This is a genomic window from Shewanella sp. 4_MG-2023, assembly GCF_030548015.1.
Lineage (GTDB): Bacteria > Pseudomonadota > Gammaproteobacteria > Enterobacterales > Shewanellaceae > Shewanella.
The window spans coordinates 1-26,244 of record NZ_JAUORL010000019.1; the positions used below are offsets into that span (position 1 = coordinate 1).

Consider the following 26,244-nt stretch of genomic DNA (forward strand, 5'->3'; position numbering starts at 1 on the left):
CATGAGTATCTGCCTATCCTTGACTCTCTATAGAGTACGTGTTAATAAGCAGTTACACAAAATTAGTTACAGTCTCAAAAATACCGCTGATACATTTGATGATAATCAATATTGTATCAGCGGTTAATTAATCGCTACTGTTCAAGCCAGTTCTTTTATAACTCTAGCTTGTGTAGACTTGTACCAGAGCCAGTGCCGAAAAGTAGCAACTAGAACATAGCCATTAGTTATCTTGATATGGCTTACCATAAAAGCTATCTAATAATATCTGCTTTAACTCACTAATAAGCGGGAAGCGCGGATTGGCGCCAGTACATTGATCATCAAAAGCGTGCTCGGCTAATTCATCCAATTTGGCTAAGAAATCGGCTTCATTAACACCAGCTTCCTTGATAGATGTCGGAATACCGACTGCGGTTTTTAACTGTTCTATTTTACTTATTAGCAATGCTACCTTGTCTTTATCAGTGGTGTTTGAGTCAATACCTTCAAGCTTTAGGGTTTCAGCTATCTTTGCATAACGACATAAGGCTTTTGGGCGGTCGTACTGACTAAAAGAAGCTTGCTTGGTCGGCATATCGGTGGCGTTAAAGCGAATAACATTACTGATTAACAATGCGTTTGCTAACCCATGGGCTAAATGAAACTCAGCACCGAGCTTATGGGCCATTGAGTGGCAAATGCCTAAAAAAGCATTAGCAAAGGCAATACCTGCGATAGTGGCGCCGTTATGGACTTTTTCTCTGGCTATGGGGGCTTTAGCGCCCAGTTCATAAGCTGCCGGTAAATGCTCACATAATAATTCCAGTGCTTGTAAGGCCTGACCGTCACTAAATTCATTTGCCATCACGCTAACATAAGCTTCTAATGCGTGAGTTACAGCGTCAATGCCACCAAAAGCGGTTAATGACTTTGGCATATCCATTACTAAATTGGGGTCGACAATTGCCATGTTAGGAGTGAGTTGATAATCAGCAATAGGGTATTTCATGCCGCTCACTTCATCGGTTACCACGGCAAACGGGGTCACTTCTGAGCCTGTGCCAGAGGTGGTCGGTATTGCCACCATTTGCGCTTTAACCCCTAATTTGGGGAACTTATAAATACGTTTGCGAATATCCATAAAACGCAAAGCTAAGTCAGCAAAATCAACGTCAGGATGTTCATACAATACCCAAATTATTTTAGCCGCATCCATAGGCGAACCACCACCTAATGCTATGATGACATCAGGTTGGAAACTTTGAGCAACTTTAGCGCCTTGTTTCACAATGGCTAAAGTAGGATCCGCTTCAACGTCATAGAATACTTCTGTTTCAAGCCCCTGAGCTTTTAAGATTTTAATGGTTTCATCGCAATAGCCGTTATTAAACAGAAACTTGTCAGTGACAATTAAGGCGCGTTTTTTAGTTGATAGCTCTTCTAATGCAATGGGTAAACTGCCTCGGCGGAAATAAATTGAAGAGGGTAGTTTGTGCCACAACATATTTTCAGCCCTTTTAGCGACAGTTTTCTTATTAATTAAATGGCTTGGGCCAACGTTTTCAGATATTGAGTTACCGCCCCATGAACCACAGCCCAAAGTCAGTGATGGCGCTAATTTAAAGTTATATAAATCGCCAATACCTCCTTGTGATGCTGGAGTGTTTATTAATATCCGCGCAGTTTTCATCCTAAAACCAAAGGCTTTAACTCTTTCTACTTGGCCATCTTGGTCAGTGTATAACCCTGAGGTATGACCAATGCCGCCTAATGTCACTAATGCTTCAGCTTTGTCCATGGCATCATTAAAATCAGTGGCGCGGTACATACCTAAAAGTGGTGATAACTTTTCATGGGCAAAGGCTTCAGCTTCATTGATATCCGTCACCTCACCAATTAATACCTTAGTCCAGCTTGGGACAGTAATTCCTGCCATGTTGGCAATGGTTGGGGCACTTTGACCAACGATGTCAGCATTTAACCCACCATTTTTAAGAATAACCTCTTGCATGGCAGCGGTCTCTGAATCGGATAACAGGTAACCGCCATGAGTTTCAAAGCGTTGTTTAACTTGCTCATAAATACTGTCTACCACGATGATGGCTTGCTCTGAGGCGCACACGACGCCGTAATCGAAGGTTTTTGACATAAGGATTGAGCTTACTGCGCGTTTTATATCAGCGGTTTCATCAATCACGATTGGGGTATTACCCGCACCAACCCCAATGGCAGGTTTACCCGATGAGTATGCAGCTTTAACCATACCGGGGCCGCCAGTTGCGAGGATAAGGTTGATGCTATCGTGTGTCATAAGTTGGTTAGACAGCGCCACTGAAGGTTCGTCAATCCAGCCGATAATGTCTTTGGGGGCACCAGCGGCAACGGCGGCATCTAAAACAATACGTGCTGCAGTCGTGGTGGATTGCTTGGCTCTTGGATGTGGCGAGAATATAATACCGTTACGGGTTTTAAGGCTAATCAGCGCTTTGAAAATGGCAGTTGAGGTAGGGTTAGTTGTGGGCACTATGCCGCAAATTATCCCTACAGGTTCGGCAATGGTGATGGTGCCAAAAGTGATGTCTTCAGCGATGATACCGCAGGTTTTATCATCTTTATATTTGTTGTATATATATTCAGATGCAAAGTGATTTTTAATGACTTTGTCTTCTAATAAACCCATGTTGGTTTCTGTTGCTGCCATTTTAGCAAGTTTAATACGAGAATCAGTGGCGGCAAGCGCTGCTGCTCTGAATATATTGTCGACTTGTTCTTGGCTGAAATTAGCATATTCTTTCTGCGCTTTAGCGACTCGCTCTACCAGTAGCTCAAGTTGTTCGGTGTTGTTGACAGTCATCATTACGTCCTCAAAAATTGTTAACTAAAGCGTTTTAGTTAACAACTCTTAGCAGCTGTTATAGCTGTGACCTTGGCAAATTATTAGCGTCTACGTGATAAAATTACTCCTTTAGCGGTATATATGTCGTGATCCACAGCACAAATCACTACGAATGGTAATTTAATTACACAAAAAGGCTGAGTTAAGTGATTATTATCATGCCAGCAAAGCTGGCGGTTAATTCACTAAGAGTGTTTTACCTTTGAATTAATAGCATAAAAATTTAAGCTAACTGAGTGTGCTTTGGCTGGAAGTAAATTGAAGTTTTATTACAGTGTTAGTGACTTTAGATGCTTAACGCTCATCAAAGCCACTAACACAGGGGTCTCATCTTGATAGGTAAGTAAGGTTATCTTTCTAAGCTAATCTCAAAAATGCCAGAAGACTTGGGGCCAAATAATTGCTGATGCAACTTACCGGCAAATTCATCGGTCATTCCAGAAATATAATCTGCAATAATTCGCATTGGATTAAGGTTATTCTCCTTGGCATGTAACCAACGTTCTTGAGTGTTTAATGGCAGCAAACGTTGTGGATCAGACTCAAAGGCTTCAAATAATTCCATGACAATTTGTTGGCCTTTGTATTCGAGCATTTGCATTTCAGGTTTACGGATAACGTACTTATAGACAAATTGTTTTAAAGTATGCAATGCGATGGCAAAGTCAGGCTCTAGGCTGGCATTGTATTTTAATAAAGGTTCATCAAATTTGTCGTCTTGCTCGATATTAATGGCAGTGACAAAACCATTCACTAAGGTACCTATGGCATCTTTACGTAAGTGATGTTGATGGGAAAATAATTTATCTGCGATATGGGTAAATTCGTGACTAAGCCATGGGTCATTACTTTGGCTTAATTTGTCAGCGACATCCTGCTGCCATTGCAAAGGCGTGACTATGCCCATGACAATAGCATCTTCTAAATCATGGACTGCATAAGCGATATCATCCGCCAGTTCCATGATGGAGCAATCAAAAGATTTATACTGGGTTCTGTGGTGAGGATAGTGTTGATTAGTGCTGTTTTTAATGCTGATAAAGCGGTTTCTATCATTTACACTCAAACCTGAAAGCACCCAATCGAAGATATCTTTGTCATCGTTAAAAAGGCCTTTTACCGATGGCCACTGTGAAGGTCTTAATTGTCTGTGGCTGGTTATTTCTGGGTGACCTAAATCGACATGTAACTGGCTATATAAAGCGGGATACTTTAACACTCCAAGTAAGGTTCGCCTGGTTAGATTCATGCCCCAGTATTCGGTGTAGGGTTCAAGTCTGGCTAAAATTCTAAAAGTTTGACCGTTGCCTTCAAATCCGCCGTGATGGCGCATCATATAGTTCAAGGCCACTTCACCGCCGTGACCAAATGGCGGATGACCGATATCATGGGCTAAGCATAGTGACTCTATTAAGCTCATTGAATCTAATAGTTGCTCAATGTCAGGGAATTTACGTTTAAGCTGGGCAGCGATGCCTGTGCCTATTTGTGATACTTCTAATGAATGGGTTAAACGAGTGCGAAAAAAATCGTTCATGCCAATGCCGTGTACCTGAGTTTTAGCTTGTAGGCGACGAAAGGCGGCTGAGTGCAGTATTCTTGCTCTGTCACGCTGAAATGGACTGCGGTGATCATTACGGCGTAATTTATCTTCACCTAGGCGGCGTTCATGCCATGGATTTATCTTAGTGCTGCCCTCAATATCAGCGTTCATTTGTTTGTCATTGATGGCAGCTAATTCATTTTCAGTGACATCACTACTGTGTATTTCATTGTCTGACATTGATCATCCTTTACTGTGTGAGCATCAGTTAGTTAATTCGTTTTCAGTCAATTTATCTAATGTGGAAGTGCAGCTATCGAGGAAAATTTCGATAAAACATTTTACTTCAGGTAAATCTTGTTCCATTTGCTTAAGCTTTTTATCCAAGTTAACTTTTACATGTTGAAACTCGTCATTGTTAAAGCGTAGCTCATTCATGGTTTTCACATAGGCTTGTAAAATATCTGCGGCTTTGACGATAGCTTTGTATTCTGGGTCGACTTGGGTTTGAACTAATAGTGGCTCCATTTCTTCACGCAGATCTTCTGGTAACGAGGCTAAGCATTCTTTTTCTGCCAGATCTTCAAGCTTTTTAAAGGCTTTGGTAAATTCAGGACTGTGATATTTGGTGTTGGAGTTGATATCTTGGAGCTTGGTTTCTGATACTTCATGGTAAAGGGCGATGGTAGCCGCTTTTTCTGGATTTAGCTTACCGCCAAAGCGTTTATTTTTAATGACCACCAATAAGTGCGCAATCACAGCGACTTGATGACAATGCTCTGATACGTTTTCTTTTTGAAAACAATGCATCAAAGCCCAACGTTCTAACAATGGCATACGGGTGATCCATGCCATAAAAGTGCTTGGTTTCATAATCTGCCTCGGTAATAGGATTAAGGCGAATAGCAGATCCGTGTCGCTAATGAATACGGATTATGGCTAAAAAGCTATCTGTCTACTGTAATCAACTACACTGCGCCATACAACTGTATTTTATATTAACAATTAACTAAAATTTACGTTAGCATAACAACGGATAAGCTTGATTATGAAAGAAAATGTTAAGTTAAATGAGATTAAATATGGATGATGCTCGCTGTTTGCAATTAGATAGATTAGTCACCAACGAAGAGCTTTATATACTCGACAATGTAAAATCACTTAATTTTGTGTGCGATGAATGCGCTGTGGCGCTTATACCTTGCTCTTACAAAAAAGCGGTTAACTTACGTAGACCTTATTTTAAAACCTCAAAAAACGTTGAACATGAGCAGCATTGTTACGCTAAAGCCAGCAGTAAAATTAAGCAGCAAGGCAAAACATCACGGCTGAGCAGTGATGAAGGCTTTCCGTTAGCCTATCCAAATCGGTTTACTTTAACCGCCGCAAAGTCAGTTAAAGCGGTGAGTACTACCGAGATTGCCGCTGATGATGTTAATCAATTAACAAGGTCGAAGGCCGCGAAAACTGTAAGCAGTAAGCGTAAAGCGAATTATCTGACCAGCTCTTTTCAAAGCATAGTCGATCAGTATTTTGACTTTCCTTACGATCGTGACAGGGCGCTTTCATTTGAAGGGGTTGAGGGAAACCAATATGGGCAGATTTTCACAAAAATCATTAACCCAGTAGGCAAGCAAAAGTTTCGTTTTCAAACTGACAATAATGATACCAAGGTGTTTTACAGCACCTTAGCATGGGATAAACCACAAGTTGAAGCTGACTATATTATGATTAAGTTATCCGCTGGCTGGTGGCAAAAAGTGGATAATAAGAATAAAAACCTCAGACCCTATGTTGTCAAAATTCAAACCAGTGCATGGCCTGAAGCTACAAAAACAAATTTTGTAAAACGCTTGAGTCAGATACTTGAGCTAGTAAAAGGTACCAATAAAAAAGCTTTAGTGGCGTTTGTTGGCAAGCAAGATCAGCAAGAGGATTTTTATCGCTTTTTTGCTGAAGAAGCCAAATTGATTAGTTTTAAAGTGGTTTAATTTTGCTCAGGGTGTTATTGCAGGATAAACTCTGTTTGGATCGGATTATGATCTGAGGCTGAGGTTTCGTTAGAGTCTGCATTTATTAAGGTTAAACCGCGATAAAATAAATGATCAAGTGGTAAGCCAAACACCCGTTTACGAAAATCTGCTTTGTATTTAGCTTCTGTTAGGCTCAGGCCATGAGTGAGTTGCCTTACGATACTCATTCTACCTTCTCGCCAGGTATTTAAGTCTCCTGCTAAAATAACCGGCCCCTGATGTATGGCGACTTTTTTTAGCACTTTTTTCAGTTGTGATTCGTAACTATTTAGTCGCCAGTCAAAATTAACGCCGTGTAAATTGACCACCAGTAATTGCTGGCCATTAGATAATGGGTAGGCGGCCACAAGAGTCGATTTGGCGAATCGGATTAACGGTTCTGCAGTTTGATAGGCACAGGCTTCACTAGCTGGTTGAGATGAAATATTCATAACCCCCATTGGTACGTTAAGCAGGTTAAACCCTTTGGCCATTACCACATGGTGCTGGGTATCGGCTAAGTACTTTGAGAAACGACGATTAAGTTTGGCTTCTTGCAGAAGTAACAAATCTGAGCCTTGAGTGATTTGCTGTAATTCAGTTTGCCAGTTTCTCTTTTGTTGTTTATAAATGTTCCAAACAGCAATACGTAAGCGTCCTTGTTGATCAAGGGGCTTGCTGACTGTTTGGGATAAACATTGAGACACAAACATGGGTTGTAGTTCACTCATCATAACCTCGGCTTCGCCATTGAATTTCGTCACTACAAATAAATACAAACCGCCACTTAACAATAGCCCGATCATGATCCAATATTTTAATTTTTTAAGGTTCAATGTTACCTCGAGATAGATGTATGACAGCTGAATGATTAGCTTTGCTATATGCTTGCTTGTTTAAAGAGTACAATCAACTTTACTATTAACTTTTCAATACACCTAGGAATACTGTAAAAACTATGGATCAATTGACCCAAATTATTGCCATTGTTGGTGTGGTGCTTTATTGGCTTATTTTAGGTGTGGTGGCAATTCGAATCGTTATCAAACGTCGAAGTATCGGCGTGTCATTTTCTTGGTTGTTGATTATTTACTTTTTGCCTTTTGTTGGGGTGTTTGCCTACTTATTATTTGGTGAATTGCATTTGGGTAAAACCCGCTCAAATCGTTCAAAAGCCATGTATAAACCCTATGCCGAGTGGTTTAAAGCGTTATATGAGCATAATGCCCATAAACCCGAAAGCCAAAGTCATTATGCTATTCCTATTAGTCATTTGTGTGACACCCAATTAAGGATCCCATCTCTTACTGCCAATGAAATGGTGTTAAAACATACTACCGATGACATTTTAAACTCAATAATTAGCGATATAAATAAGGCTAAAAATTGTATTCATATGGAGTTTTATATTTGGCATCCCGGTGGTCTTGCAGATGAAGTGGCTAATGCATTGATTGCCGCTAGCCAGCGTAATGTCGCCATTAAATTACTATTGGATGCAGCCGGCAGTCGCCAGTTTTTCAAATCATCATGGCCAAAGTTAATGACAGATGCAGGAATTAAAGTGGTGCCGGCATTGATTGTTAGTCCACTGCGTATGCTGTTTAGGCGCATGGATCTGCGTTTGCATCGTAAAATTGTTGTCATAGACAATACCGTGGGCTATACCGGCTCAATGAACTTAGTTGATCCTAAATATTTTAAGCAGTCCAGCGAGGTGGGAGAGTGGATTGATATGATGGTGCGGATCACCGGACCTGTTGTACCAGTGATTAATACCGTAAGCAGCTGGGACTGGGAAGTTGAAACCAATGAGCGCTTTTTACCTGAGCAGCCGCCAGCGGCAGAGTCGACTCATACATCGTCATTAGTTCAAGTTATTCCATCGGGCCCAGGGATGCCGGAAGATGTTATTCATCAAGTATTATTACAAAGTTTATATCAAGCCCGTACACGCATTGTTATTACCACACCTTACTTTGTACCCAGTGAATACTTGTTAGTGGCCTTAGTCACCGCAGCGTTACGGGGAGTTGATGTTAATATTATTATCCCAAGGCGCAACGATTCCACTATGGTCAAATGGGCCAGTAGTTCGTTTTTCACTGAACTGTTAAATGCTGGCATAAAAGTTCATCAGTTTAACGGTGGTTTGCTGCACACTAAGTCGGTGTTGATTGATGATGAACATTGTTTGATTGGTACGGTAAATATGGATATGCGTAGCTTGTGGCTAAATTTTGAACTCACTTTAGCGGTTGACGATGTTAAGTTTGCTTATAAATTACAGCAGTTACAGCAAAGCTATATTGATGATTCTGAGCAACTTACTTTAGCACAGTGGAATAAACGCCCTTGGTACAAAAGGGTGATTGAACAAGTTTTTTATTTGTTTAGCCCTTTACTATAGCTTTTCACTTAGCCGTTCACTTTAGCCGTTTACTTTAGCTGGTTGCTATAGAGTTTCGCGTAATCGATAGCGCCTTGTCATGAGCATATAAAAACAGCCACGATAAAAACTATAGTGGCTGTGTTTGTTATGACTATTACTGATAAATACGGCAGTAATTTGATTACTGTGAGTAGTTCTCTAAAAAGTTGCCAAAATCTGTGAGCGCCTTAGTTAAGTCTTCTTTGTGGGGTAAAAATACCACTCGCAGATGATCTGGCTCTGGCCAGTTAAAGGCGGTACCTTGGACTAAAAGCATTTTTTCAGATTTTAATAAATCCAGTACCAGTCTTTCATCGTCTCTAAGATTAAATTTCTTTAAGTCCAGCTTAGGGAAGGCATATAAAGCTCCCTTAGGTTTTTTAACGCTAACACCGGGTATTGAATTAAGCACGTCATAACAGACGTCTCTTTGGGCGGTTAAACGGCCATTTGGCAGTATTAGTTCGTTAATACTTTGATAGCCACCTAAAGCAGTTTGTATCGCATGTTGATTAGGTACGTTTGAACACAAGCGCATTGAGGCCAACATGTCTAAACCTTCAATATAATTTTTGGCGGCTTTTAAATTGCCACTGAGAACCATCCAGCCAACGCGAAAACCTGCAGCGCGGTAAGCTTTAGATAAGCCATTAAACGTCACTGTCAAAATATCATCTGAAAGCGAAGCTGCATGTACATGCACAGCTTCATCATAAAGAATTTTATCGTAGATTTCGTCGGCGAATAAAATGATGTCATGTTGACGGCACAGTTCAACCACCTCTAACAATAACTCACGACTGTATACCGCACCTGTAGGGTTATTGGGGTTGATGATCACAATGCCGCGGGTACGCGGGGTGATTTTACTTTTAATATCGTCAATATCCGGAAACCAGTCTGACTCTTCATCGCAGCGATAATGCACCGCTTTACCGCCAGCAAGGTTGGCAGCAGCGGTCCATAGCGGATAATCAGGTGAGGGGATCAGTACTTCATCATCGGTATTAAGTAGACCTTGTAATGCCATACAGATAAGCTCAGATGCACCGTTACCGATATAGACATCTTCGATATCAATACCAAAGATCCCTTGAGCTTGATAATGCTGCACAATGGCTTTACGGGCTGAAAATAGCCCTTTTGATTCACAATAACCTTGAGCGCTTGGTAAGTTTAAAATGACGTCACGGACAATTTCTTCAGGGGCTTCAAATCCAAAAGGGGCAGGGTTGCCGATATTAAGTTTTAATATTCTATGACCTTCATCTTCTAGGCGGCGTGCCTCTTTATGAACAGGTCCTCGAATATCATAGCAAACACTATCGAGTTTATTGGATTTGATAATAGGGCGCATACTTGCCTCAAGTTACTAATACGACATAAGTATCCGAACAATAACGAATTAATGGCAGTGAGAAAAGGATTAATTGAATATTTTATTGAGTTTATTAGCAGATTGTACTGTGCGGCTTATATTATCGACACTCGGTTAGGTTAAATGACTAAATTGGTGAGCATGAGTAAGATGAAACACTGAATTACTGGTGTTTTTGAGTGCAACTCTCTTATTAAAGATAAGCTAACTAAGTGCATAAAATAAATACAAAAAACAAAAAAGCCAGCAATTGCTGGCTTTTAGACTTTTAGGGTGGTTCCGTTAAGGGCCTCCCTAATGATAGCGATAATTAAACGCGTTTTTTGAACTCGTTAGTACGAGTATCAATTTCGATTTTATCACCGATTTTAACGAATTCAGCTACCGTAACAGTACCACCACCAGTAATGGTTGCTGGCTTCATTACTTTACCTGAAGTATCACCACGAGCAGCAGGTTCAGTGTAAGTTACTTCACGAACGATGCTAGTCGGTAATTCAACAGAAATCGCTTTACCTTCGTAGAAAGTGACTGAACATTCTTCTTCCATACCGTCAACGATATAAGCAGAAGCATCACCTAAGTTGTCAGCTTCAACGTCATATTGGTTGTACTCAGCATCCATAAATACATACATAGGATCTGCGTAGTAAGAATAAGTACATGCTAAACGTTCTAGGATGATATCTTCCATTTTGTCATCACCTTTAAAGGTGGTTTCAGTGGTAGAGTCTTGTAGAACGTTCTTTAATTTGATTTTAACGATTGCAGCGTTACGACCAGAGCGAGTTGTTTCAGTTTTCTGAACAACCCATGGGCTGCCATCTAACATGATCACGTTACCAGGACGGAGTTCATGAGCAGTTTTCATTACTTTATTCCTATATTTTAGGTATTAATTTTAATTGCGCAGTATCTTAGCTGGTTTTAATAAATTGAACCAGACGTGTAGCAAGATCTGCATCATTTTTAGCATCAACTGCCCAATCTGTAGCATGACGCTGCATAGGCAATTGCACTGAAATAAGTTGTTGCCAATAATCTGAGATATCGGCACGTTGCTGATTGAATGCAAAATTTACTTCCGAGAAGATATTTGCAAATCTATCATCAAGTTTGTGGGTATAGATATTAACAAAAGCCTGCAGTTTTACTAGGTGATAATCTTCATCTTGTGGGTAAATATGCCAAATAAACGGCCTAGCTGCCCACTGAGCGCGCAAAAAAGAGTCTTCTCCGCGAACAATGTTGATATCACAGCTCCAAAGCAGTCGATCAAAGCCGCTTTGATCTGTCATAGGCAGAATGTGAATAATCAGATTTTCCAGCTGATATTGCTGACCTGGTTTAATGTTTTCTATGGTCACTGGCAATAAATCAATGATGCTGGTTAAGCTTTTGCCCACGGGAATTAACGCATGCATGGTTTGGCTTGATTGACGCCAAAGCTTGACCAAACTTGCTAGGGCTTGTGACTCATAACTAAATACTGATACGACGTCATCTTCAGCGTTAATGCCAGATAAACCTAATTGGCGAAACAATGACAGTTTATTACTGCTATCAGCTTGCCAAGCATTACGTTGACTAAATAAGTCTTGCTCGCAAATCAATCCGCCACTTTTTGCAGTAAACCCAGGAAAATAAAAATACTTTTTAAGGCCACTTTGTTGCATTGAAGGTAAACCGTGACAGCCGTCGACCCAATCTTCAGCGCAAAGGTATTCAAGGTTTATCCATAGCGGTGGAGTATGTGATGAGGTTGAAGTGTGGTGTTTATTATGATTATGGAGTTCTTCAATACTGCTTTTAACTTGTGAAGGTAATTCACAAGCAAAAGCTTCAATCAATACGCTTCCAGCTTTGTACTCTATATCTAATGGGTTGTTCCATTGAAAAATATTAACACCGCAAAAGTATTGCTGGGCTATAGCTGGGTTTAATTGCGGCAAAATATGCGAAAAACTGTGTAAGTCATCGACCCATAAATTGATTTCAATACCGTATTCTGCGTGCAATTGTTTGGCTAAACGCCAGGTGACACCGATGTCGCCGTAGTTATCAACAACAGCGCAGAATATATCCCAATGTTGATTGCTTGATTTGTTCACTTTTTTCTCTCAACACAGCAGCTAGCTATTTGGCGCTAAATGTCAGCGCTAAAAAAAGCGGCTATGGCCGCTTTTTAAACTGTTTTTACTTAACAGTAAAAACAAAGTTAGAGACTCAATATTAGTCTTCTAATTCAGCTAAGCACATTTCTTCATAAATTTGCTTAACCCAAGCGTCAACACGCTCTTCAGTCAGTTCAGGTTGACGATCTTCATCAATACCTAAACCAATAAAGTGTTTGTCGTCAACTAAACCTTTTGATGCTTCAAAGTCGTAACCTTCTGTTGGCCAATGACCAATAATGATCCCGCCACGCTCAGATACGATATCACCAACCATGCCCATAGCGTCAAGGAAGTACTCAGCGTAATCTTCTTGATCGCCACAGCCAAAAATTGCGACTAACTTATCAGTGAAGTCAACTTGTTCTAGCTCTGGGAAAAAGTCATCCCAATCGCATTGAGCTTCACCGTAATACCATGTTGGAATACCAAATAAGATCAAATCGAACTCAGCGATTTGCTCTTTGGTGCTTTTGGCGATGTCTTTGACATCGACCATTTTTTTACCCAACTTCTTCTGGATCATTTTGGCTACAGCCTCGGTATTACCAGTGTCACTACCGAAAAAAAGACCTACAGTTGCCATTGTCTATCCTTTAAATATCATGTTCGCTTTGCGAATTTAAAAAAACGGTTCAGTTGTCGATTTGTTGTTGCAAGATTAATTCGATTAACTGGCTACGGCTGATGTTACTGGCCAATGCTTGTTCGTTCAAGGCGTCATATAAAACTTGTGACACCTTTAACTCTATTCGTTTTAATCCGTTAGCGCGATCACGTTGTATTTGATTGCGCTTATTGACCTTTAACTGTTGTTCCCGACTTAAGGGGTTGCTTCTAGGACGTCCACGACGCTTCTCTGAAGCAAACAGGTCAATGGTGGTTCTATCTGTTGTTTCTTTTGCCATCGTTCTGTTTAACCGATCCCTGAACCTTCCCAGGTGATCTGAATAATACCTTTTGCTACAAACCCGGCACAGCCAAGGAATAATACTAACCATACGATGTAACGTCCAAATTTGGGCACTTGGCCTTGCTTAAGGACATCGTGAATAGCCATACCAATAAAGAAAAATATTAAAGCAAAAAACAAGTTTAGACCTAATGTCTCAATTTGATCCATATACTGATTCAACATGTTTTTTCCTTTAGTAATGCTTTAAGGCTAAAAGAGGGCGGGAATATATCACATAGATATACTATGAGCCATATTTGTTGGCTTCTATTAATGAAAATTTACAAGTTAATTATTGGCTATTGCTATCGATAAACTCAGCAACTAATCGATTAAATATTTCAGGTTTTTGGGCATGTAACCAATGACCTGTACCATTGATGGTTTTGGCACTGACACGAGGGAACTGCGTCATGATGGCATTGGTGTGCTCTGCAAGCACGTATTGAGAGTCACCACCACGGATAAAGAAACAGGCCTTATCGTATTGTTTGTCGGTGATATCCCAAGCAATGATTTGCGGATAATTCTCGATTAAACCGTCAAGATTCATTTTCCACTCAAAGCCATTGTCGGTTCGCTGCAGGTTTTTAAGCAAAAACTGCGCGGTACCTAAATCAATATCAGCGCTGATTAAATGCTCTAATGCTGATTTTCTGTTGGTGGATTGATCTAGAGTTAAGGATGTTAACCCTGCAAATACGGTTTGATGACGTGGTTCATAAGCCACAGGGGCGATATCTGCTACGACTAAACTAGTGACTTTTTCGGGATGTAATAACGCTAAAGCCATGGCGACTTTACCGCCCATCGAATGGCCAACAAAATGTGCTTCGGTTAAATTCAAGCTGTTTAGCAACTCTACGCAAGCTTCGGCAAGGAGTGGGTAGTCCAAATATTGCCAATGTTCACTTAAACCATGGTTAGGTAAGTCGACACGAATAACCTGATGGTTTGCTTCCAGTGCATTTGCGAGGTTTTTCAGGTTGTCCAAATTACCAAATAAGCCATGAATTAAAACCACTGTAGGGCCAGTACCTGATGAAACGTAATGCATTGAAATGTCCATTTTGATTGTCAACGAAGGCGTGATTTTGCCTGTAAAAGGGGATGATGATCAAGAACTGAAATGAATTAGTCAGTTGTTATATGTTCATTAAAGCATCCATCAGTGCCATTGATGATGTGAAATTGACTAATTTTGAGATGTTTAGCTGTTTTTACTCTTTACCATCGGCGTGAGATGGGTAGACTGTCATTATATAAAGATCGATCTAAATCGATCGGTAATGCCACTGGTCATTATTTAATGTCGTAAGTGGCTTGACGTTTTTGACTATAGATTAAGACCAAAGGAAGCATTAATGAGTAAATATATTGAGATAGACGAAGAACTCTATCGTTATATTGCAAGTAAAACAGAACGCATTGGTGAAAGTGCATCTGATATTTTACGCCGTTTGTTGGATCTTTCTATTGAATCAGTTGAACCTGTAGAGCCTTTAGCGATAAGCCAACCTAGCTTAGAAACCGCCCATGCTACAAGCGTTGCTAAAGTAAAGGCTGAGGTTATCACACCAGAAGTCGTTGAACCTGCCGTAATTGAAGAAGTAAACACTGAGGTCGATTTCAACACTGTTGTACATGAACATATGTTATCTCAGCAAAAAGGCGCAGTAGGGCGCTTTATGTTTTTGTTAGAGTCACTTTCTGCAATGACGCCAGCCACTTTTGATCAAATATTAAAAATCCAAGGCCGGGGCCGTTTATATTTTGCTCGTTCAAAAGCGGAATTATTAAAAGCCAGTCAGTCTGCTAATCCGAAGGAAATTGGTACTAGCGGTTATTGGGTTACCACTAATAACAACACCGCCAAAAAGCGCACTATTTTATCAGAAGTGTTATTGCAACTCGGCTGTAATGAAGAGCTGGCAAAATCAATTTCAGACAGAATCTAAGGCAATTTTAAATTTCTAAAATAGGGAGTATACCGTGGCAATTCATGACAGAGCAGGCACTGTAGCAATACAAAAGGATTTGATTAATTTACCCAAATTGATGAGTCACTATTACCGAATCGTCCCTAATGTTGAAGATGTGCAGCAAAAAGTGACCTTTGGTACATCAGGTCATCGCGGCAGTTCACTTAAGGCCAGTTTTAACCAAAATCATATTTGGGCTATTACTCAGGCTGTGGTTAATTATCGTCAACAAGCGGGTATCAGCGGGCCTATGATTGTAGGTTTTGACACCCACGCCCTATCGTATGCAGCTTATATGTCGGTGCTTGAAGTACTCACAGCGAATCAAGTCGCTGTAAGAGTGCAAAAAGATGAGGGTTTTACCCCAACACCGGTCGTCTCACAAACTATTGTGAGTGCCAATGTTAATGGCGGCGATCTCACTGACGGTCTTATTATTACACCATCGCATAATCCGCCTCAAGATGGTGGTATTAAATATAATCCGCCCCATGGTGGACCTGCTGAAGGCGAGATCACTAAACAAATTGAAACCGCTGCCAATGAATATTTAGCTAATCAATTAAATGGCGTTAAAAAAGTCAATTACGGTACTGCTGTAGAGTCAGGCTGGATTAATGAAGTTGATTTTATCGCACCTTATGTTAATGCATTAAGCAAGGTTATTGATCTCGAAGCGATAGCAAAAGCTAAAATTAAAATTGGTGTCGATCCATTGGGTGGCTCTGGTATTTACTATTGGTCTCACATTGCTGAGCAATATGGTTTAGACATTACCTTAGTCAATGACAAAGTCGACCCAAGTTTTGGTTTTATGCCGTTAGATAAAGATGGAAAAATCCGCATGGATTGTTCATCACCTTATGCCATGGCGGGATTACTGGCACATAGCGAAAACTTTGATGTGTGTGTAGGTAATGATCCAGATTACGATCGTCACGGTATTGTTTGCCCAGGTTTTGGATTAATGAACCCAAATCATTACCTTGCTGTCGCTATAGATTACTTGCTGACTTACCGCAAAGATTGGGCGGCAGACTTAGCCATTGGTAAAACCTTAGTATCAAGTGCAATTATCGACAGAATTTGTCAATCACATCAACGACATTGTTTAGAAGTACCAGTCGGCTTTAAATGGTTTGTTGACGGTCTTGCTAACAGCAGTATTGCGTTTGGCGGTGAAGAAAGTGCCGGCGCTGCCTTTTTAAATAAAGATGGTTCTACTTGGTGTACCGATAAAGATGGTTTTATTCTGGCTTTGTTAGCCGCTGAAATTTTAGCGGTAACAGGTAAAACGCCTGCCCAGCGTTATGTCGAGCTAACTGAACAGTTTGGTAAGAGTTACTATACCCGTATCGATAGTCCTATAAGCCTGAAGAAAAAAGCCAAGTTTGAGACCTTATCGTCAGATAGCTTTACCGATACAGTCCTTGCAGGTGAAACCATTACGGCTATTTTATCTCATGCGCCAGGTAACAATGCGGCAATTGGCGGCATTAAAGTCACCACCGAAAATGGCTGGTTTGCCGCGCGTCCATCTGGCACTGAAGCATTATTTAAAATTTACGCTGAAAGCTTTGTCAGTGAGGCGCATTTAGCTGAAATTATCAGTCAGGCACAAGTCATGATTGATAGTGCGTTAAAAGCCTAAAGTTTAAACCAAAGGGTTAATAGCCTCAGATGATAAATGCCTGACTTAGCAATAAGTCAGGCATTTTTTTAGGGATTGTATTGCTACGGGTTTAGCTAATGATAGGTACATCATAGGGTGTGTTGTTTGGCAGTATGTGATTTATCTCTTCAGTTGTTAATTGCCAATGTTGCTGCATCACAGTCGATATCCAGCTAAAACTATTACTGGTAGGTTGTAAGTCTCGATTTTGAAATAACTGCTCAGGTTTAAGTCCCGGCCATTGCCCTAAGACTTTACCGCCTTTTACTGCGCCACCTGCGATAAACATAGCACTACCAGTGCCATGATCCGTACCATAGGTGCCATTTTCTTTTACAGTGCGGCCAAACTCGGTAGCAACAATTATCACAGTATTTTGCCATTGATTAACTAAAGCGCTTTTAAGTGCTTCTAGGCCTTTATCTAATTGGCTCAATTGACGGTTAAGGCGACTATGTTGGTTGCTATGGGTATCCCAGCCGCCCATTTCTAACATGGCGCAATCTATTTCATCACTTTGGGTTAAAAAATTACCACAGGCTTTAGCTAAGGCGACAAATTTACGACTCTTATTGCCACCACCTAGCATGGCCATTTCTTTCAATGAGATCCCATCCATTAGGTTTTGAGATAATTTTTTGTCTTGTTGATAAAGCACGGCTAACTGCTGATAAATATCTTCATCAGCGGGCTCTCCTTTAGTGGGATACCAAGTATTGACACTATCACTCCCGCGTAAACTGATAGGGATAGCGTTTGATATGGCAATAGCGCTATTGTTTTTATGATCTAGTGAAGCACTTATGGCTCGTCCTAACCAGCCAGACTCAAGCTCTTTAAGTTCTCCACCGCTTTCTAAAAAGTCTTGTCCAGCAAAATGTGACCGCTCAGGGTAACCAGACGATACTGCCACAATAGGTAACAGTTGCTTGTCGAGATACCACTGATGCATATTGGTTAATACTGGATTTAAACTAAATTGTGGGTTTAACACGAGTTTTGAATTGGCGACATTACCGGCTAGCGTGGGTCTTAATTGAGAAAAGTTAGGCTCCTTTAGTGGCACTATGGTATGCAATGGGTCAAGTGCGCCGCGAAGTATGACCCAGACGATATTCTTTTTAGTTTTAGCTGAGGACGCGGATGTTGCATTCGCCACAGAGCTAGGCGCTAGGCCGCTGCTTAACATCACTAAACTGGCACTGATCCCTTTAATAAATTCACGACGTTGCATGTTATCTCCTTAAGAACTCAGGGCTAAGTAATAATAACGCTAAAGCTTGTTCACGACTTTCTGCACGGGTAATGGTATTAAATGATAATTCAGATAATGAGTTGCCATATAAGGTATTAATTGCCTGAGCGGTATCAGAATCTCGTTGGGAGGTAGCAAATTGTGTGGTCCAGTTGATTTTGGTCATTAATGCATTAGCACTGTTCCAGTCTGGTTCTAGATCGCCAAATCCCTCAGGGGAGCCCGCTTTAAAAGGCTGTTGACCCATTTCACCTAACTGCTTAAGTAATTTTTGCATGTTAGTGACAGGCTTATTAACTGCGCGGTGACTAGAGATGACATGTTCAACGGGGGTTTTAAACTTCAGCTGTTCAGGCTGCCATGACTCGTCTGCATTAATTAAGGTCAGCATAACTTGTTTGATGTTGCCATTGGTGCTGTTCCATGTTTCAACAAGCTTGGTTTGCAGTGTTTCAGAAGGATTATCACTTATAAAATATTTAACTATTTTATAGCACAGGTGGGTTGCAGTTTGTGGCTGTTTGGCAATATCAGCTAGCATAACTTGACCCTGCTTAACGCCAGAGGCATTGTCTTGTGCGGCAGGATATTGTTTACCAAGTAGGGTTCTAGGTCCTGGCTCATGGCCATTGACTCGATAGATAAAACCTGTGGCATTATCTTTTCTGGGGTTGGCAATGCTCCACCCGCTAATTCCGTTTGCTAGCTCAATGACATCAGCTTGAGTGTAACCACCATTAACCCCAAGGGTGTGTAGTTCGAGGATTTCTCGAGCTAGATTTTCATTTAACCCTTTGCCTCGCTTGCCAAGAGGGGAATTTGCACCGAACGACTTTTCATTATTGAGATAACGTATCATGGCAGGATGACTGGTCACTGCCAGTAGCATGTCTGCAAATGATCCTAATAAATTTGGCGCTATGGCTTCACGCTCTAATGTGGCGGCAAGTGCTGTCATCACTCGTCCACTGACTGTGACACTAAAATGATTTGAAAAAAAATGTAATAAACGCCAGCTTAATGAGTTTGGAGAATTGATTGCGCTATTAAATGCACTGGCTGTTAGCTGGTAATAGGCTTGTTTGTGTGGCGGCAGTGGCTTTGGCCCGTTAAATTTCTTTTTATTGTTGGCTTTATTTGCATTAGATTGACCTTGCATGGACATCATATTTTCAGTTTGACGGTTTTTTTTTGCTAGCTGCTCTTGTCTTAAAAATTCGCTTACTTGACGGATTATTTCGTCAGAGTTGAATTCAGTTGCTTCAAACTCTGGGATCACCAATTGTTTAACTAAGTAGGCTTTTGGATCGTTAGTCGCTAGGGATAGTTCGTTTGGCCTCGCGCCAAGTCCAAATCGGTTAGTGGCAATTATCGCAGCTGCTGACATAGTACATCCTTGGATCAGTTAACTTGTGGTCTTGGTGAAATATTACCTTAAGCTAAACAAAGCCGATTTATAAGCGTGAACTAGATTTTTTAGATGGTTTTATGAACAAATTAGCCTTAAGAATGACATAAACTACACAAAATAGAGGGTAATATCATTTTTGGCTTGATAGACGCTTGCACTGCTGAGGATTTATTTTAACCACGACTGTTTCAAGATAGAAGGTGAGGCAGCTTAGCATTATTGCCAGACAAATTAGTTATGTTTGCGGGGCTTGCTGATAAATACAAAAAAACTACCCATTGAGCGCAGTGGGGAGCTCTGGCTCAAAGGGATAGCATTAAAAGTAAGCCGGCTGTATCTGGCTAACTAATATTGACTAAGCGACTTTTGTTAAAATAAGTGCTGTTTTAAATAAGTGCTGTCTAAGCAAGTTATCGCGTTTTGTTGTAAATAACTAAGGCGACAATGGCTACTAATGCAATAGCAGGTGCGAGTTCATACAGATGATGAAATAGACTGACTGCGCCATGACCTTCGTGGGCAAATGCAAGAGTAGGGGATGCAGCCATTAGCATTGCGGTTAGTTTCGTTTTCATTGTTAGTTCCTCAATAATTCTTTTTTAATTGGTTAATAAAAGTTATTACAAATTGAGCTTTAATCGGTATTCATTTCAAGTTGCATTAACATCATCTGCTCACCATCTATTACCTGAGTATTGGTACTTAAACATCTTGGGCAAACAATATTACGTTCGGTTAATTCTGATTGCGTGTCACATTGGCGGCAGTGAATGATTAGCGCCTGTATATTCATATCCAGCATGGCGTTGTGGCAAATCCCTTCAAGTTTGAAAGTTTCAAACGCCGTGGCCAATAAACGTGGCTCGACGCCACTTAACACCCCAACTTTAATCTGTACTCTGATGATTTCATTAGCTTGATTTTGGGCCGCTAATTGCTCAATTTGCTCCAATAATGACATCACAATTGAATACTCGTGCATTAGCAAATCCTTGGTAATAGCTCACCTTGGGGAACATCTAAATAGCGGCTACTGCCCCATGGTGTGGTTAATACTACTTTGCCAAGGTGTTGATTAGTCACATTGCCGATAATGCAGGCTTGATCGCAGTGGCAATATTGTTTCATGATAGTTAAAGCCTGCTCAGCTCTCTCCTGTGGCAGGGCCATAATAAAGGTGCCTTCATTTGCTAAATCAAAGGCTTCAAAACCATAAAGTTCACACAGGCCTTGGACTTGTGGCGATATTGGAATTAATTTTTCATCGACTTCAATGCCAACAGCAGATGCATTGGCCCATTCATTTAATACCGCTGACAGGCCGCCGCGAGTGGCATCTCTCATGGCATGGATTTCGATATTCGCTGCAATGAGTTGCTCGACTATGGGCCAGAGTGTGGCGCAATCACTGGTGAGTTCAGACTCTAAACATAAGCTATCACGTGCCATTAAAATGGCTGCTCCGTGCCTTCCAATGTCGCGGGATACGATAATAGCGTCACCTTGTTGCAGGTTTTTAACTGAAATACCGGGTTTTAAAATTCGGCCCACACCTGAGGTATTGATAAATATGCCGTCAGCGCAACCTTTAGGCACTACTTTAGTATCACCACAGACAATACGTGCACCAGATTTATGTAATTCAGCGGCCATGCTTTGCACTATGGTATTCAGATCTTTAATGGCAAAGCCTTCTTCAATAATAAAACTGCAGCTTAAATATTCTGGCTGCGCTGCCATCATGGCTAGATCGTTGACTGTGCCAGCAACGGCCAGTTTGCCGATATCACCACCAGCAAAAAATAAAGGCTCAACGGTAAAAGAGTCGGTAGTAAATGCACAATGGCCAGTTAAATTTAAATCCGCAGCATCTTCTTGAGACTCCAAAATTGGATTTGAAAAAGCTTTAAAGAACATATCAGTAATTAAACTGTTCATCTCTTTACCGCCACCACCATGGCTTAACTGCACGTGTTGATATTTATTCGCTGGCATTCGTTACTCCTGTATAACGATAATATGCATTGCAGGCACCTTCTGAGCTGACCATACAACTGCCCAATGGATTGTCTGGAGAGCAGCCTCTGCCAAAGACTTTGCAATCTTGTGGATTGGCGAGACCGCGCAAAATATCACCGCATTGACAGGCTTTGTGGTCATCAATTTCTACAGTGGGTAGCTGTTGTTTGAATATAATTTCGGCGTCGCGATGGGCATACTGGGGTTTTAAGGTTAATGCTGATTTTGCAATCGGCCCTAAACCACGCCACCTAAATGATGCTCTTAGGGTTAAGTATTGGTCGATTAATGCCTGCGCTGCTTGATTACCCTCGTAACTGACCGCGCGGCTGTATTGATTATCAAGCTTGGCAATATTTTGCTGTTTTTGTTTTACAATTCTAAGAATCGATTCCATCACATCCACAGGTTCAAATCCCGCTACTACCACTGGTGTGTTGTAGTTATCTACAGCCGCTTGGTAAATTTTAGCGCCGCTAATCACGCTCACATGGGCAGGTCCTATAAAGGCATTTACTTTAGCTTGTGGGTTGGCCATCACGGCATCAATCGCTGGTGGCACTAGTACGTGGTTGATATGAAATAACAGATTATTTATTTGCTGTTTTTCAGCTTGGTCAATTAACACGGCAGTCATTGGGGTTGATGTTTCAAAGCCGATGGCAAAAAAGATAATGGTTTTATCGGGATTGTCTTTTGCGATACTAAGCGCATCCATAGGGTCGTATAAAGGCCGAATATCACAACCTTTAGCACGAAATTGAGCAAGGCTACCTTTTGAACCAGGCACTCGGATCATATCGCCTAGGGTCAATAATATAACGTCATCAAGCTGTGCTAATGCAGCAGCATGGTCGATGCGCTCTTTTGGCATAATACACACAGGGCAGCCGGGTCCATGAATAAAGTTGATGTTAACAGGCAGCAATTGCTTTAAACCATATTTCATTATGGTGTGGGTATGACCGCCGCATACTTCCATTATGTTAATATCAGTATCTATCTGACTAGCATGTGAGTTTATCTCTTCTGCTAACGCTTTGATGGTGTCAGGATTGCGAAACTGTTGATATAGATCAGTGAGGATCATAAATCATTTCCTTCATCATTAAGTTTATCAACAATCTCTTTATAGAGTTCCAAACTTAATTTGGCATCTTCTGTATCGATTTTATTCATCACAAATCCGATATGGATCAGCACAAATTCGCCCACCTTTAATGGCTCTGTCATTAGGTGACTACTGACCCGGCGTTTAACCCCTAAGGTATCGACGGTGACACTAGTATCATCGTGAACAGCGGTAATTTGAGAAGGCACTGATAAGCACATATTATTGCGCTCCAATTGCGCTGTTTATCCAATCAGCCACTTGGTTAAGAGATTGTGGGTCTTTGACTGAAATGGGTAATAAGGTCACATCAGGATTGAGTTTTTTTAGTTGCTGCTCGCATTCGGTTAAGGAAAAGTCAAAATGCTCGGCTAAATCCATTTTGGTTATGAGTACCAAATCTGCACGGCGAAACATCACCGGGTACTTTTCAATTTTATCGTCACCTTCAGGCACAGATAACAGTACGATATTTTTGTGGGTGCCGACATCGTAACTGGCGGGGCAAACAAGATTGCCAACGTTTTCTACGAAGCAGACATCAATAGGTTTAAGGTCAATATGGTGCAGCGCTTGATGCACCATAAAGGCATCTAAGTGACAGGCTGAGCCGGTTTGAATTTGATAAGCACTAATGCCTTTAGCGATTAAGCGGTCAGCATCACGAGAGGTTTCTAAGTCGCCTTCAATGACCGCAAATTTAGCCATTAAATGAGTGGGTAAATATTCCAGTAAAGTGGTTTTACCGCTACCTGGGCTACTCATTAAGTTAAAAGCCATGACGTTATTGGCTTCAAAATGCGCACGGTTATGCTGGGCTTCATGATCATTCTTATCTAATATTTTATGAATAACAGATAAGGTCTTAGTATCATTAAGCTGCGGGTTAGAGTGTAGGCTATGTTGATGATCTGTAATTGAACATCCGCAATCTTGGCACATATCAATATTCCTTATTCGAAACGCCTCTTGCTATATCTCAGTATCAATGGCGGTTAAAAATTATTCTTTGATTAACATCAGCAATTAATCGTTATTTAAATATTAATTGGCTATTTGTGTTGTTTGTTGTTGTAAATAGGCAAACCATAATTGCCCTAAAGAGATGCCGGCATCGTTTATAGGGATAAGTTTACTGGGTAGTATTTGCCGCTGCTTTAACGCTTGCTGACATTGTGTTAGTAGTAATTTATTTTGAAACACACCGCCGCTAAACACTAAAGCATATTCAGGGTACTGATTAGCAACATCAGCGACAGCTCGGCTTAAACTCGCAGTGAATGCAAAACATAATTGTTCGGTCGATGGCGGCTGTTTAGCCGTGATAAGCCCGATAACTTGTTTGATTAATCCGCTGCTATCCCAAACTTTAACTGCAGAAGCAGCTACTGTTGGCTCTGGAGACAATGCCAGTAATTGCTGCTCAGTGTTGGCAGTATTTGTTGTATTAGATGCTATTGATTGCTTGAGCCAGTTATTAGCACAAGTTTCAATTAACATGCCTGCTTGGGCTTCAAACTGATTCGTTTCAATAAGATTAAGTGCAACAGCAATGGCATCAAACAGCCGTCCTATTGAGCGTGATTCAATGCAAGCACTATTGTTAAGCCACATACGATGTAAATTATCTAAGGTATGAGCAGGCATTGTTTGAATTGCCTCGATGGGCAGGTTTTTTATTTGAGCAAGGCTGAAGTGCTCGAATAACAAGGCTAATAAAATCCTTACGGGATGTTTAATCGCTTGCTCGCCACCAATTAACTTAAATGACTTCAAGTGAGCGACACTGCGATAATTAATGCCATCAAGCAACATGCACTCACTGCCCCAAAGGCTGTCATCATCACCTAAGCCTGTGCCATCAAAACTAAATCCTAATACTGGTTTTTGGTAGTTATTGATCGCCAGCACACTAAGGATATGCGCATGGTGATGTTGAACCTGTGAAATCGGGACATTGTGTTGATTATTAGCCCATTGGCTAGATGCATAATCAGGGTGCTTATCACTTATTATTGTCTTAGGGTTAAAACGATACAGTCGCTTAAATGTGTTTAAGGTGTGTTCAAATAACTGGTTAGTTTCGAGGTTATACAAGTCACCAATATGCGGGCTAATAAAGGCATGTTGTTTAAAAGCAAAGCATTGAGTATTTTTTTGCTGCGCCCCGACCCCAAGAATTGGATATTTAATGGCGCTGGGTAAGGCAATACTTAATGGCGCATAGCCTCTTGCTAATCGAATAACCTGAATTTGCTCGTTAATTACTTGAACAACGCTATCATCACAAGGGTTTACAATGGCTCTGTTGTGGTCAACGAGGCCATCAATCACATGGCCTAGTTGCGACATAATCTCGTTGGCGTCGGTAATAATGGGTAAGCCTGAAAGATTTGCGCTGGTGGCAACAATGGGTTTGGTAAAGGCATTAAGCAGCAGATGATGCATGGGAGTGTAGGGCAGAAACAGTCCTAATTTATCTATGTCGGGTGCAATTAACTTGCTGATAAAATAATCAATATTGGCGTGTTTAGCCATTAAGGTGATAGGTTTTTCAGCACTACTTAAGAGTTGCCACTCTGTTTTTGTGCCAGTAACGAGTTGTTTGGCTTGCTCGATATCTGCTGCCATAACGGCAAAGGGCTTTGCTGGGCGCTTTTTACGTGATCTTAGCTTTTTAATGGCCTCATCATTAGTGGCATCACAAATAATATGAAAGCCCCCTAGACCTTTAACTGCTAAAATTTTGCCATTATTTAACGCGCTGATGATGGCTGAAAACACTTGCTGTTGATCAGCAATAACCTCAGTTATCTGCCCATGGGTAAGCTTGTCAAAACGTAACTTGGGGCCGCATTTAGGGCAGCTCACTGGCTGAGCATGGTAGCGTCGATTTAAGGGATCTTCATAGGCTTTTCGGCAGTCATCACACATAGCAAAATTAGCCATTGAGGTAAGATGGCGATCATAGGGAAGTTGCTTAACAATGCTGTATCTTGGCCCGCAATTGGTGCAATTTGTAAAAGGGTATTGGTAATGACGATTATTTGGATCTGCGATGTCAGCTAAGCAATCTGTGCAGCTACTTTTATCGGCTGAAATTGACACTATGGCTTGTTGATTTGACTGACTTTGGCTGATTGAAAAGTCGGCTAGTCTTGTATCGATTCGTTCTTCTACCACATTCAGTTTATCGATTCTGGCTAATGGCGGTGGATTAACTCTTAACTGATGGATCACATGATTGATATCAGTATTTAATCCTTGTAGATGAATGCATACACCTTGCTCATTATTTAGCACACTGCCGAGCAAATTAGACTGAGTGGCTAATTGATAAACGTAAGGGCGAAAACCAACCCCTTGGACTATGCCGTTTATATTGAGTTTTACCTGTTGAAGATAGGCTTGGTGCAGTCCCAT

General features: G+C 41.0%; 24 protein-coding genes. 4 read left to right on the top strand and 20 right to left on the bottom strand.

Annotated features, from left to right (window positions below):
• Window positions 1–223 precede the first annotated feature (223 nt).
• From adhE to yfbR, 3 genes are all read right to left on the bottom strand, one after another.
• Window positions 224–2,836 carry a bifunctional acetaldehyde-CoA/alcohol dehydrogenase gene (gene adhE / locus Q4546_RS11765; RefSeq protein ID WP_102435513.1) on the bottom strand — a complete coding sequence of 871 codons (2,613 nt, stop codon included), beginning with the start codon at window positions 2,834–2,836 and terminating at the stop codon, window positions 224–226.
• 391 nt (window positions 2,837–3,227) lie between these two features.
• Window positions 3,228–4,592, bottom strand: coding sequence for an anti-phage deoxyguanosine triphosphatase (locus tag Q4546_RS11770; RefSeq protein WP_102435644.1), 1,365 nt, complete (start codon window positions 4,590–4,592; stop codon window positions 3,228–3,230).
• A gap of 93 nt (window positions 4,593–4,685) precedes the next feature.
• The gene (yfbR, locus tag Q4546_RS11775) at window positions 4,686–5,294 is read right to left on the bottom strand and encodes a 5'-deoxynucleotidase (protein WP_303446314.1); all 609 of its coding nucleotides are present in this window, start codon (window positions 5,292–5,294) and stop codon (window positions 4,686–4,688) included.
• A gap of 209 nt (window positions 5,295–5,503) precedes the next feature.
• Here yfbR and Q4546_RS11780 point away from each other — a divergent pair, with 209 nt between their 5' ends.
• Window positions 5,504–6,412: a hypothetical protein gene (locus Q4546_RS11780; protein ID WP_303446315.1), complete on the top strand. Its 909-nt coding sequence runs from the start codon at window positions 5,504–5,506 to the stop codon at window positions 6,410–6,412.
• A gap of 14 nt (window positions 6,413–6,426) precedes the next feature.
• Here Q4546_RS11780 and Q4546_RS11785 read toward each other — a convergent pair whose 3' ends face one another.
• Entirely contained in the window at window positions 6,427–7,239 is an 813-nt protein-coding gene (locus Q4546_RS11785) for an endonuclease/exonuclease/phosphatase family protein (RefSeq protein ID WP_303446316.1), read from the bottom strand.
• A gap of 152 nt (window positions 7,240–7,391) precedes the next feature.
• On the opposite strand from Q4546_RS11785, the gene cls reads away from it, so the two are divergent.
• On the top strand, window positions 7,392–8,843 hold the full coding sequence (gene cls, locus Q4546_RS11790; RefSeq protein ID WP_102476747.1) for a cardiolipin synthase: 1,452 nt from the start codon (window positions 7,392–7,394) through the stop codon (window positions 8,841–8,843).
• Window positions 8,844–9,006: 163 nt separating this feature from the next.
• On the opposite strand, the gene Q4546_RS11795 is transcribed toward cls, so the two are convergent.
• From Q4546_RS11795 to Q4546_RS11825, 7 genes are all read right to left on the bottom strand, one after another.
• A complete protein-coding gene (locus Q4546_RS11795) occupies window positions 9,007–10,221 on the bottom strand; it encodes a pyridoxal phosphate-dependent aminotransferase (protein ID WP_102476748.1) in 1,215 nt (404 codons plus the stop codon).
• A 331-nt stretch (window positions 10,222–10,552) separates the two neighbouring features.
• Window positions 10,553–11,113, bottom strand: a complete 561-nt coding sequence (gene efp, locus Q4546_RS11800) for an elongation factor P (RefSeq protein WP_076540967.1) — start codon at window positions 11,111–11,113, stop codon at window positions 10,553–10,555.
• A 46-nt stretch (window positions 11,114–11,159) separates the two neighbouring features.
• Window positions 11,160–12,353: an elongation factor P maturation arginine rhamnosyltransferase EarP gene (gene earP / locus Q4546_RS11805; protein WP_303446317.1), complete on the bottom strand. Its 1,194-nt coding sequence runs from the start codon at window positions 12,351–12,353 to the stop codon at window positions 11,160–11,162.
• 121 nt (window positions 12,354–12,474) lie between these two features.
• The gene (gene fldA, locus Q4546_RS11810; protein ID WP_076540963.1) at window positions 12,475–13,002 is read right to left on the bottom strand and encodes a flavodoxin FldA; all 528 of its coding nucleotides are present in this window, start codon (window positions 13,000–13,002) and stop codon (window positions 12,475–12,477) included.
• 49 nt (window positions 13,003–13,051) lie between these two features.
• Window positions 13,052–13,324 carry a LexA regulated protein gene (gene ybfE / locus Q4546_RS11815; RefSeq protein WP_076540961.1) on the bottom strand — a complete coding sequence of 91 codons (273 nt, stop codon included), beginning with the start codon at window positions 13,322–13,324 and terminating at the stop codon, window positions 13,052–13,054.
• Window positions 13,325–13,332: 8 nt separating this feature from the next.
• On the bottom strand, window positions 13,333–13,554 hold the full coding sequence (locus Q4546_RS11820) for a DUF2788 domain-containing protein (RefSeq protein WP_076540959.1): 222 nt from the start codon (window positions 13,552–13,554) through the stop codon (window positions 13,333–13,335).
• A gap of 109 nt (window positions 13,555–13,663) precedes the next feature.
• Window positions 13,664–14,428 (bottom strand): alpha/beta fold hydrolase, encoded by a 765-nt coding sequence (locus Q4546_RS11825; protein ID WP_102476750.1) that lies wholly within the window; start codon window positions 14,426–14,428, stop codon window positions 13,664–13,666.
• Between the two features lie 307 nt (window positions 14,429–14,735).
• Between Q4546_RS11825 and seqA the strand changes: the two genes are divergently transcribed.
• Window positions 14,736–15,329 (top strand): replication initiation negative regulator SeqA, encoded by a 594-nt coding sequence (seqA, locus tag Q4546_RS11830; protein WP_102435498.1) that lies wholly within the window; start codon window positions 14,736–14,738, stop codon window positions 15,327–15,329.
• Window positions 15,330–15,363: 34 nt separating this feature from the next.
• Window positions 15,364–17,004 carry a phosphoglucomutase (alpha-D-glucose-1,6-bisphosphate-dependent) gene (gene pgm, locus Q4546_RS11835; protein ID WP_303446318.1) on the top strand — a complete coding sequence of 547 codons (1,641 nt, stop codon included), beginning with the start codon at window positions 15,364–15,366 and terminating at the stop codon, window positions 17,002–17,004.
• A 91-nt stretch (window positions 17,005–17,095) separates the two neighbouring features.
• On the opposite strand, the gene Q4546_RS11840 is transcribed toward pgm, so the two are convergent.
• The 9 genes from Q4546_RS11840 to hypF form a co-directional block, all read right to left on the bottom strand.
• Window positions 17,096–18,259 (bottom strand): DUF1501 domain-containing protein, encoded by a 1,164-nt coding sequence (locus Q4546_RS11840; RefSeq protein WP_303446319.1) that lies wholly within the window; start codon window positions 18,257–18,259, stop codon window positions 17,096–17,098.
• Window position 18,260: 1 nt separating this feature from the next.
• Window positions 18,261–19,667, bottom strand: coding sequence for a DUF1800 family protein (locus tag Q4546_RS11845; RefSeq protein ID WP_303446320.1), 1,407 nt, complete (start codon window positions 19,665–19,667; stop codon window positions 18,261–18,263).
• Window positions 19,668–20,101: 434 nt separating this feature from the next.
• A complete protein-coding gene (locus tag Q4546_RS11850; protein ID WP_198589276.1) occupies window positions 20,102–20,266 on the bottom strand; it encodes a hypothetical protein in 165 nt (54 codons plus the stop codon).
• 59 nt (window positions 20,267–20,325) lie between these two features.
• Window positions 20,326–20,673, bottom strand: coding sequence for a hydrogenase maturation nickel metallochaperone HypA (locus Q4546_RS11855; protein ID WP_102435491.1), 348 nt, complete (start codon window positions 20,671–20,673; stop codon window positions 20,326–20,328).
• Window positions 20,673–21,686 (bottom strand): hydrogenase expression/formation protein HypE, encoded by a 1,014-nt coding sequence (gene hypE, locus Q4546_RS11860; protein ID WP_102476754.1) that lies wholly within the window; start codon window positions 21,684–21,686, stop codon window positions 20,673–20,675. The genes Q4546_RS11855 and hypE overlap by 1 nt, the downstream gene beginning before the upstream one ends.
• A complete protein-coding gene (hypD, locus tag Q4546_RS11865) occupies window positions 21,673–22,800 on the bottom strand; it encodes a hydrogenase formation protein HypD (protein ID WP_303446322.1) in 1,128 nt (375 codons plus the stop codon). Before hypD ends, hypE begins: the two co-directional genes overlap by 14 nt.
• Entirely contained in the window at window positions 22,797–23,042 is a 246-nt protein-coding gene (locus Q4546_RS11870; RefSeq protein ID WP_102435486.1) for a HypC/HybG/HupF family hydrogenase formation chaperone, read from the bottom strand. The genes hypD and Q4546_RS11870 overlap by 4 nt, the downstream gene beginning before the upstream one ends.
• A 1-nt stretch (window position 23,043) precedes the next feature.
• On the bottom strand, window positions 23,044–23,763 hold the full coding sequence (gene hypB / locus Q4546_RS11875) for a hydrogenase nickel incorporation protein HypB (protein WP_303446323.1): 720 nt from the start codon (window positions 23,761–23,763) through the stop codon (window positions 23,044–23,046).
• Window positions 23,764–23,865: 102 nt separating this feature from the next.
• On the bottom strand, window positions 23,866–26,244 hold the full coding sequence (gene hypF, locus Q4546_RS11880) for a carbamoyltransferase HypF (protein ID WP_303446324.1): 2,379 nt from the start codon (window positions 26,242–26,244) through the stop codon (window positions 23,866–23,868).

Coding starts and splice junctions, on each gene's coding strand:
- ybfE (WP_076540961.1), bottom strand. CDS start 13,324: ATGGCAAAAGAAACAACAGATAGAACCACCATTGACCTGTTTGCTTCA.
- cls (WP_102476747.1), top strand. CDS start 7,392: ATGGATCAATTGACCCAAATTATTGCCATTGTTGGTGTGGTGCTTTAT.
- Q4546_RS11855 (WP_102435491.1), bottom strand. CDS start 20,673: ATGCACGAGTATTCAATTGTGATGTCATTATTGGAGCAAATTGAGCAA.
- Q4546_RS11795 (WP_102476748.1), bottom strand. CDS start 10,221: ATGCGCCCTATTATCAAATCCAATAAACTCGATAGTGTTTGCTATGAT.
- Q4546_RS11820 (WP_076540959.1), bottom strand. CDS start 13,554: ATGTTGAATCAGTATATGGATCAAATTGAGACATTAGGTCTAAACTTG.
- hypF (WP_303446324.1), bottom strand. CDS start 26,244: ATGGGACTGCACCAAGCCTATCTTCAACAGGTAAAACTCAATATAAAC.
- yfbR (WP_303446314.1), bottom strand. CDS start 5,294: ATGAAACCAAGCACTTTTATGGCATGGATCACCCGTATGCCATTGTTA.
- fldA (WP_076540963.1), bottom strand. CDS start 13,002: ATGGCAACTGTAGGTCTTTTTTTCGGTAGTGACACTGGTAATACCGAG.
- seqA (WP_102435498.1), top strand. CDS start 14,736: ATGAGTAAATATATTGAGATAGACGAAGAACTCTATCGTTATATTGCA.
- adhE (WP_102435513.1), bottom strand. CDS start 2,836: ATGACTGTCAACAACACCGAACAACTTGAGCTACTGGTAGAGCGAGTC.
- hypE (WP_102476754.1), bottom strand. CDS start 21,686: ATGCCAGCGAATAAATATCAACACGTGCAGTTAAGCCATGGTGGTGGC.
- efp (WP_076540967.1), bottom strand. CDS start 11,113: ATGAAAACTGCTCATGAACTCCGTCCTGGTAACGTGATCATGTTAGAT.
- hypB (WP_303446323.1), bottom strand. CDS start 23,763: ATGTGCCAAGATTGCGGATGTTCAATTACAGATCATCAACATAGCCTA.
- Q4546_RS11780 (WP_303446315.1), top strand. CDS start 5,504: ATGGATGATGCTCGCTGTTTGCAATTAGATAGATTAGTCACCAACGAA.
- Q4546_RS11770 (WP_102435644.1), bottom strand. CDS start 4,592: ATGAACGCTGATATTGAGGGCAGCACTAAGATAAATCCATGGCATGAA.
- Q4546_RS11825 (WP_102476750.1), bottom strand. CDS start 14,428: ATGCATTACGTTTCATCAGGTACTGGCCCTACAGTGGTTTTAATTCAT.
- Q4546_RS11850 (WP_198589276.1), bottom strand. CDS start 20,266: ATGAAAACGAAACTAACCGCAATGCTAATGGCTGCATCCCCTACTCTT.
- Q4546_RS11845 (WP_303446320.1), bottom strand. CDS start 19,667: ATGTCAGCAGCTGCGATAATTGCCACTAACCGATTTGGACTTGGCGCG.
- hypD (WP_303446322.1), bottom strand. CDS start 22,800: ATGATCCTCACTGATCTATATCAACAGTTTCGCAATCCTGACACCATC.
- Q4546_RS11785 (WP_303446316.1), bottom strand. CDS start 7,239: ATGATCGGGCTATTGTTAAGTGGCGGTTTGTATTTATTTGTAGTGACG.
- Q4546_RS11870 (WP_102435486.1), bottom strand. CDS start 23,042: ATGTGCTTATCAGTGCCTTCTCAAATTACCGCTGTTCACGATGATACT.
- Q4546_RS11840 (WP_303446319.1), bottom strand. CDS start 18,259: ATGCAACGTCGTGAATTTATTAAAGGGATCAGTGCCAGTTTAGTGATG.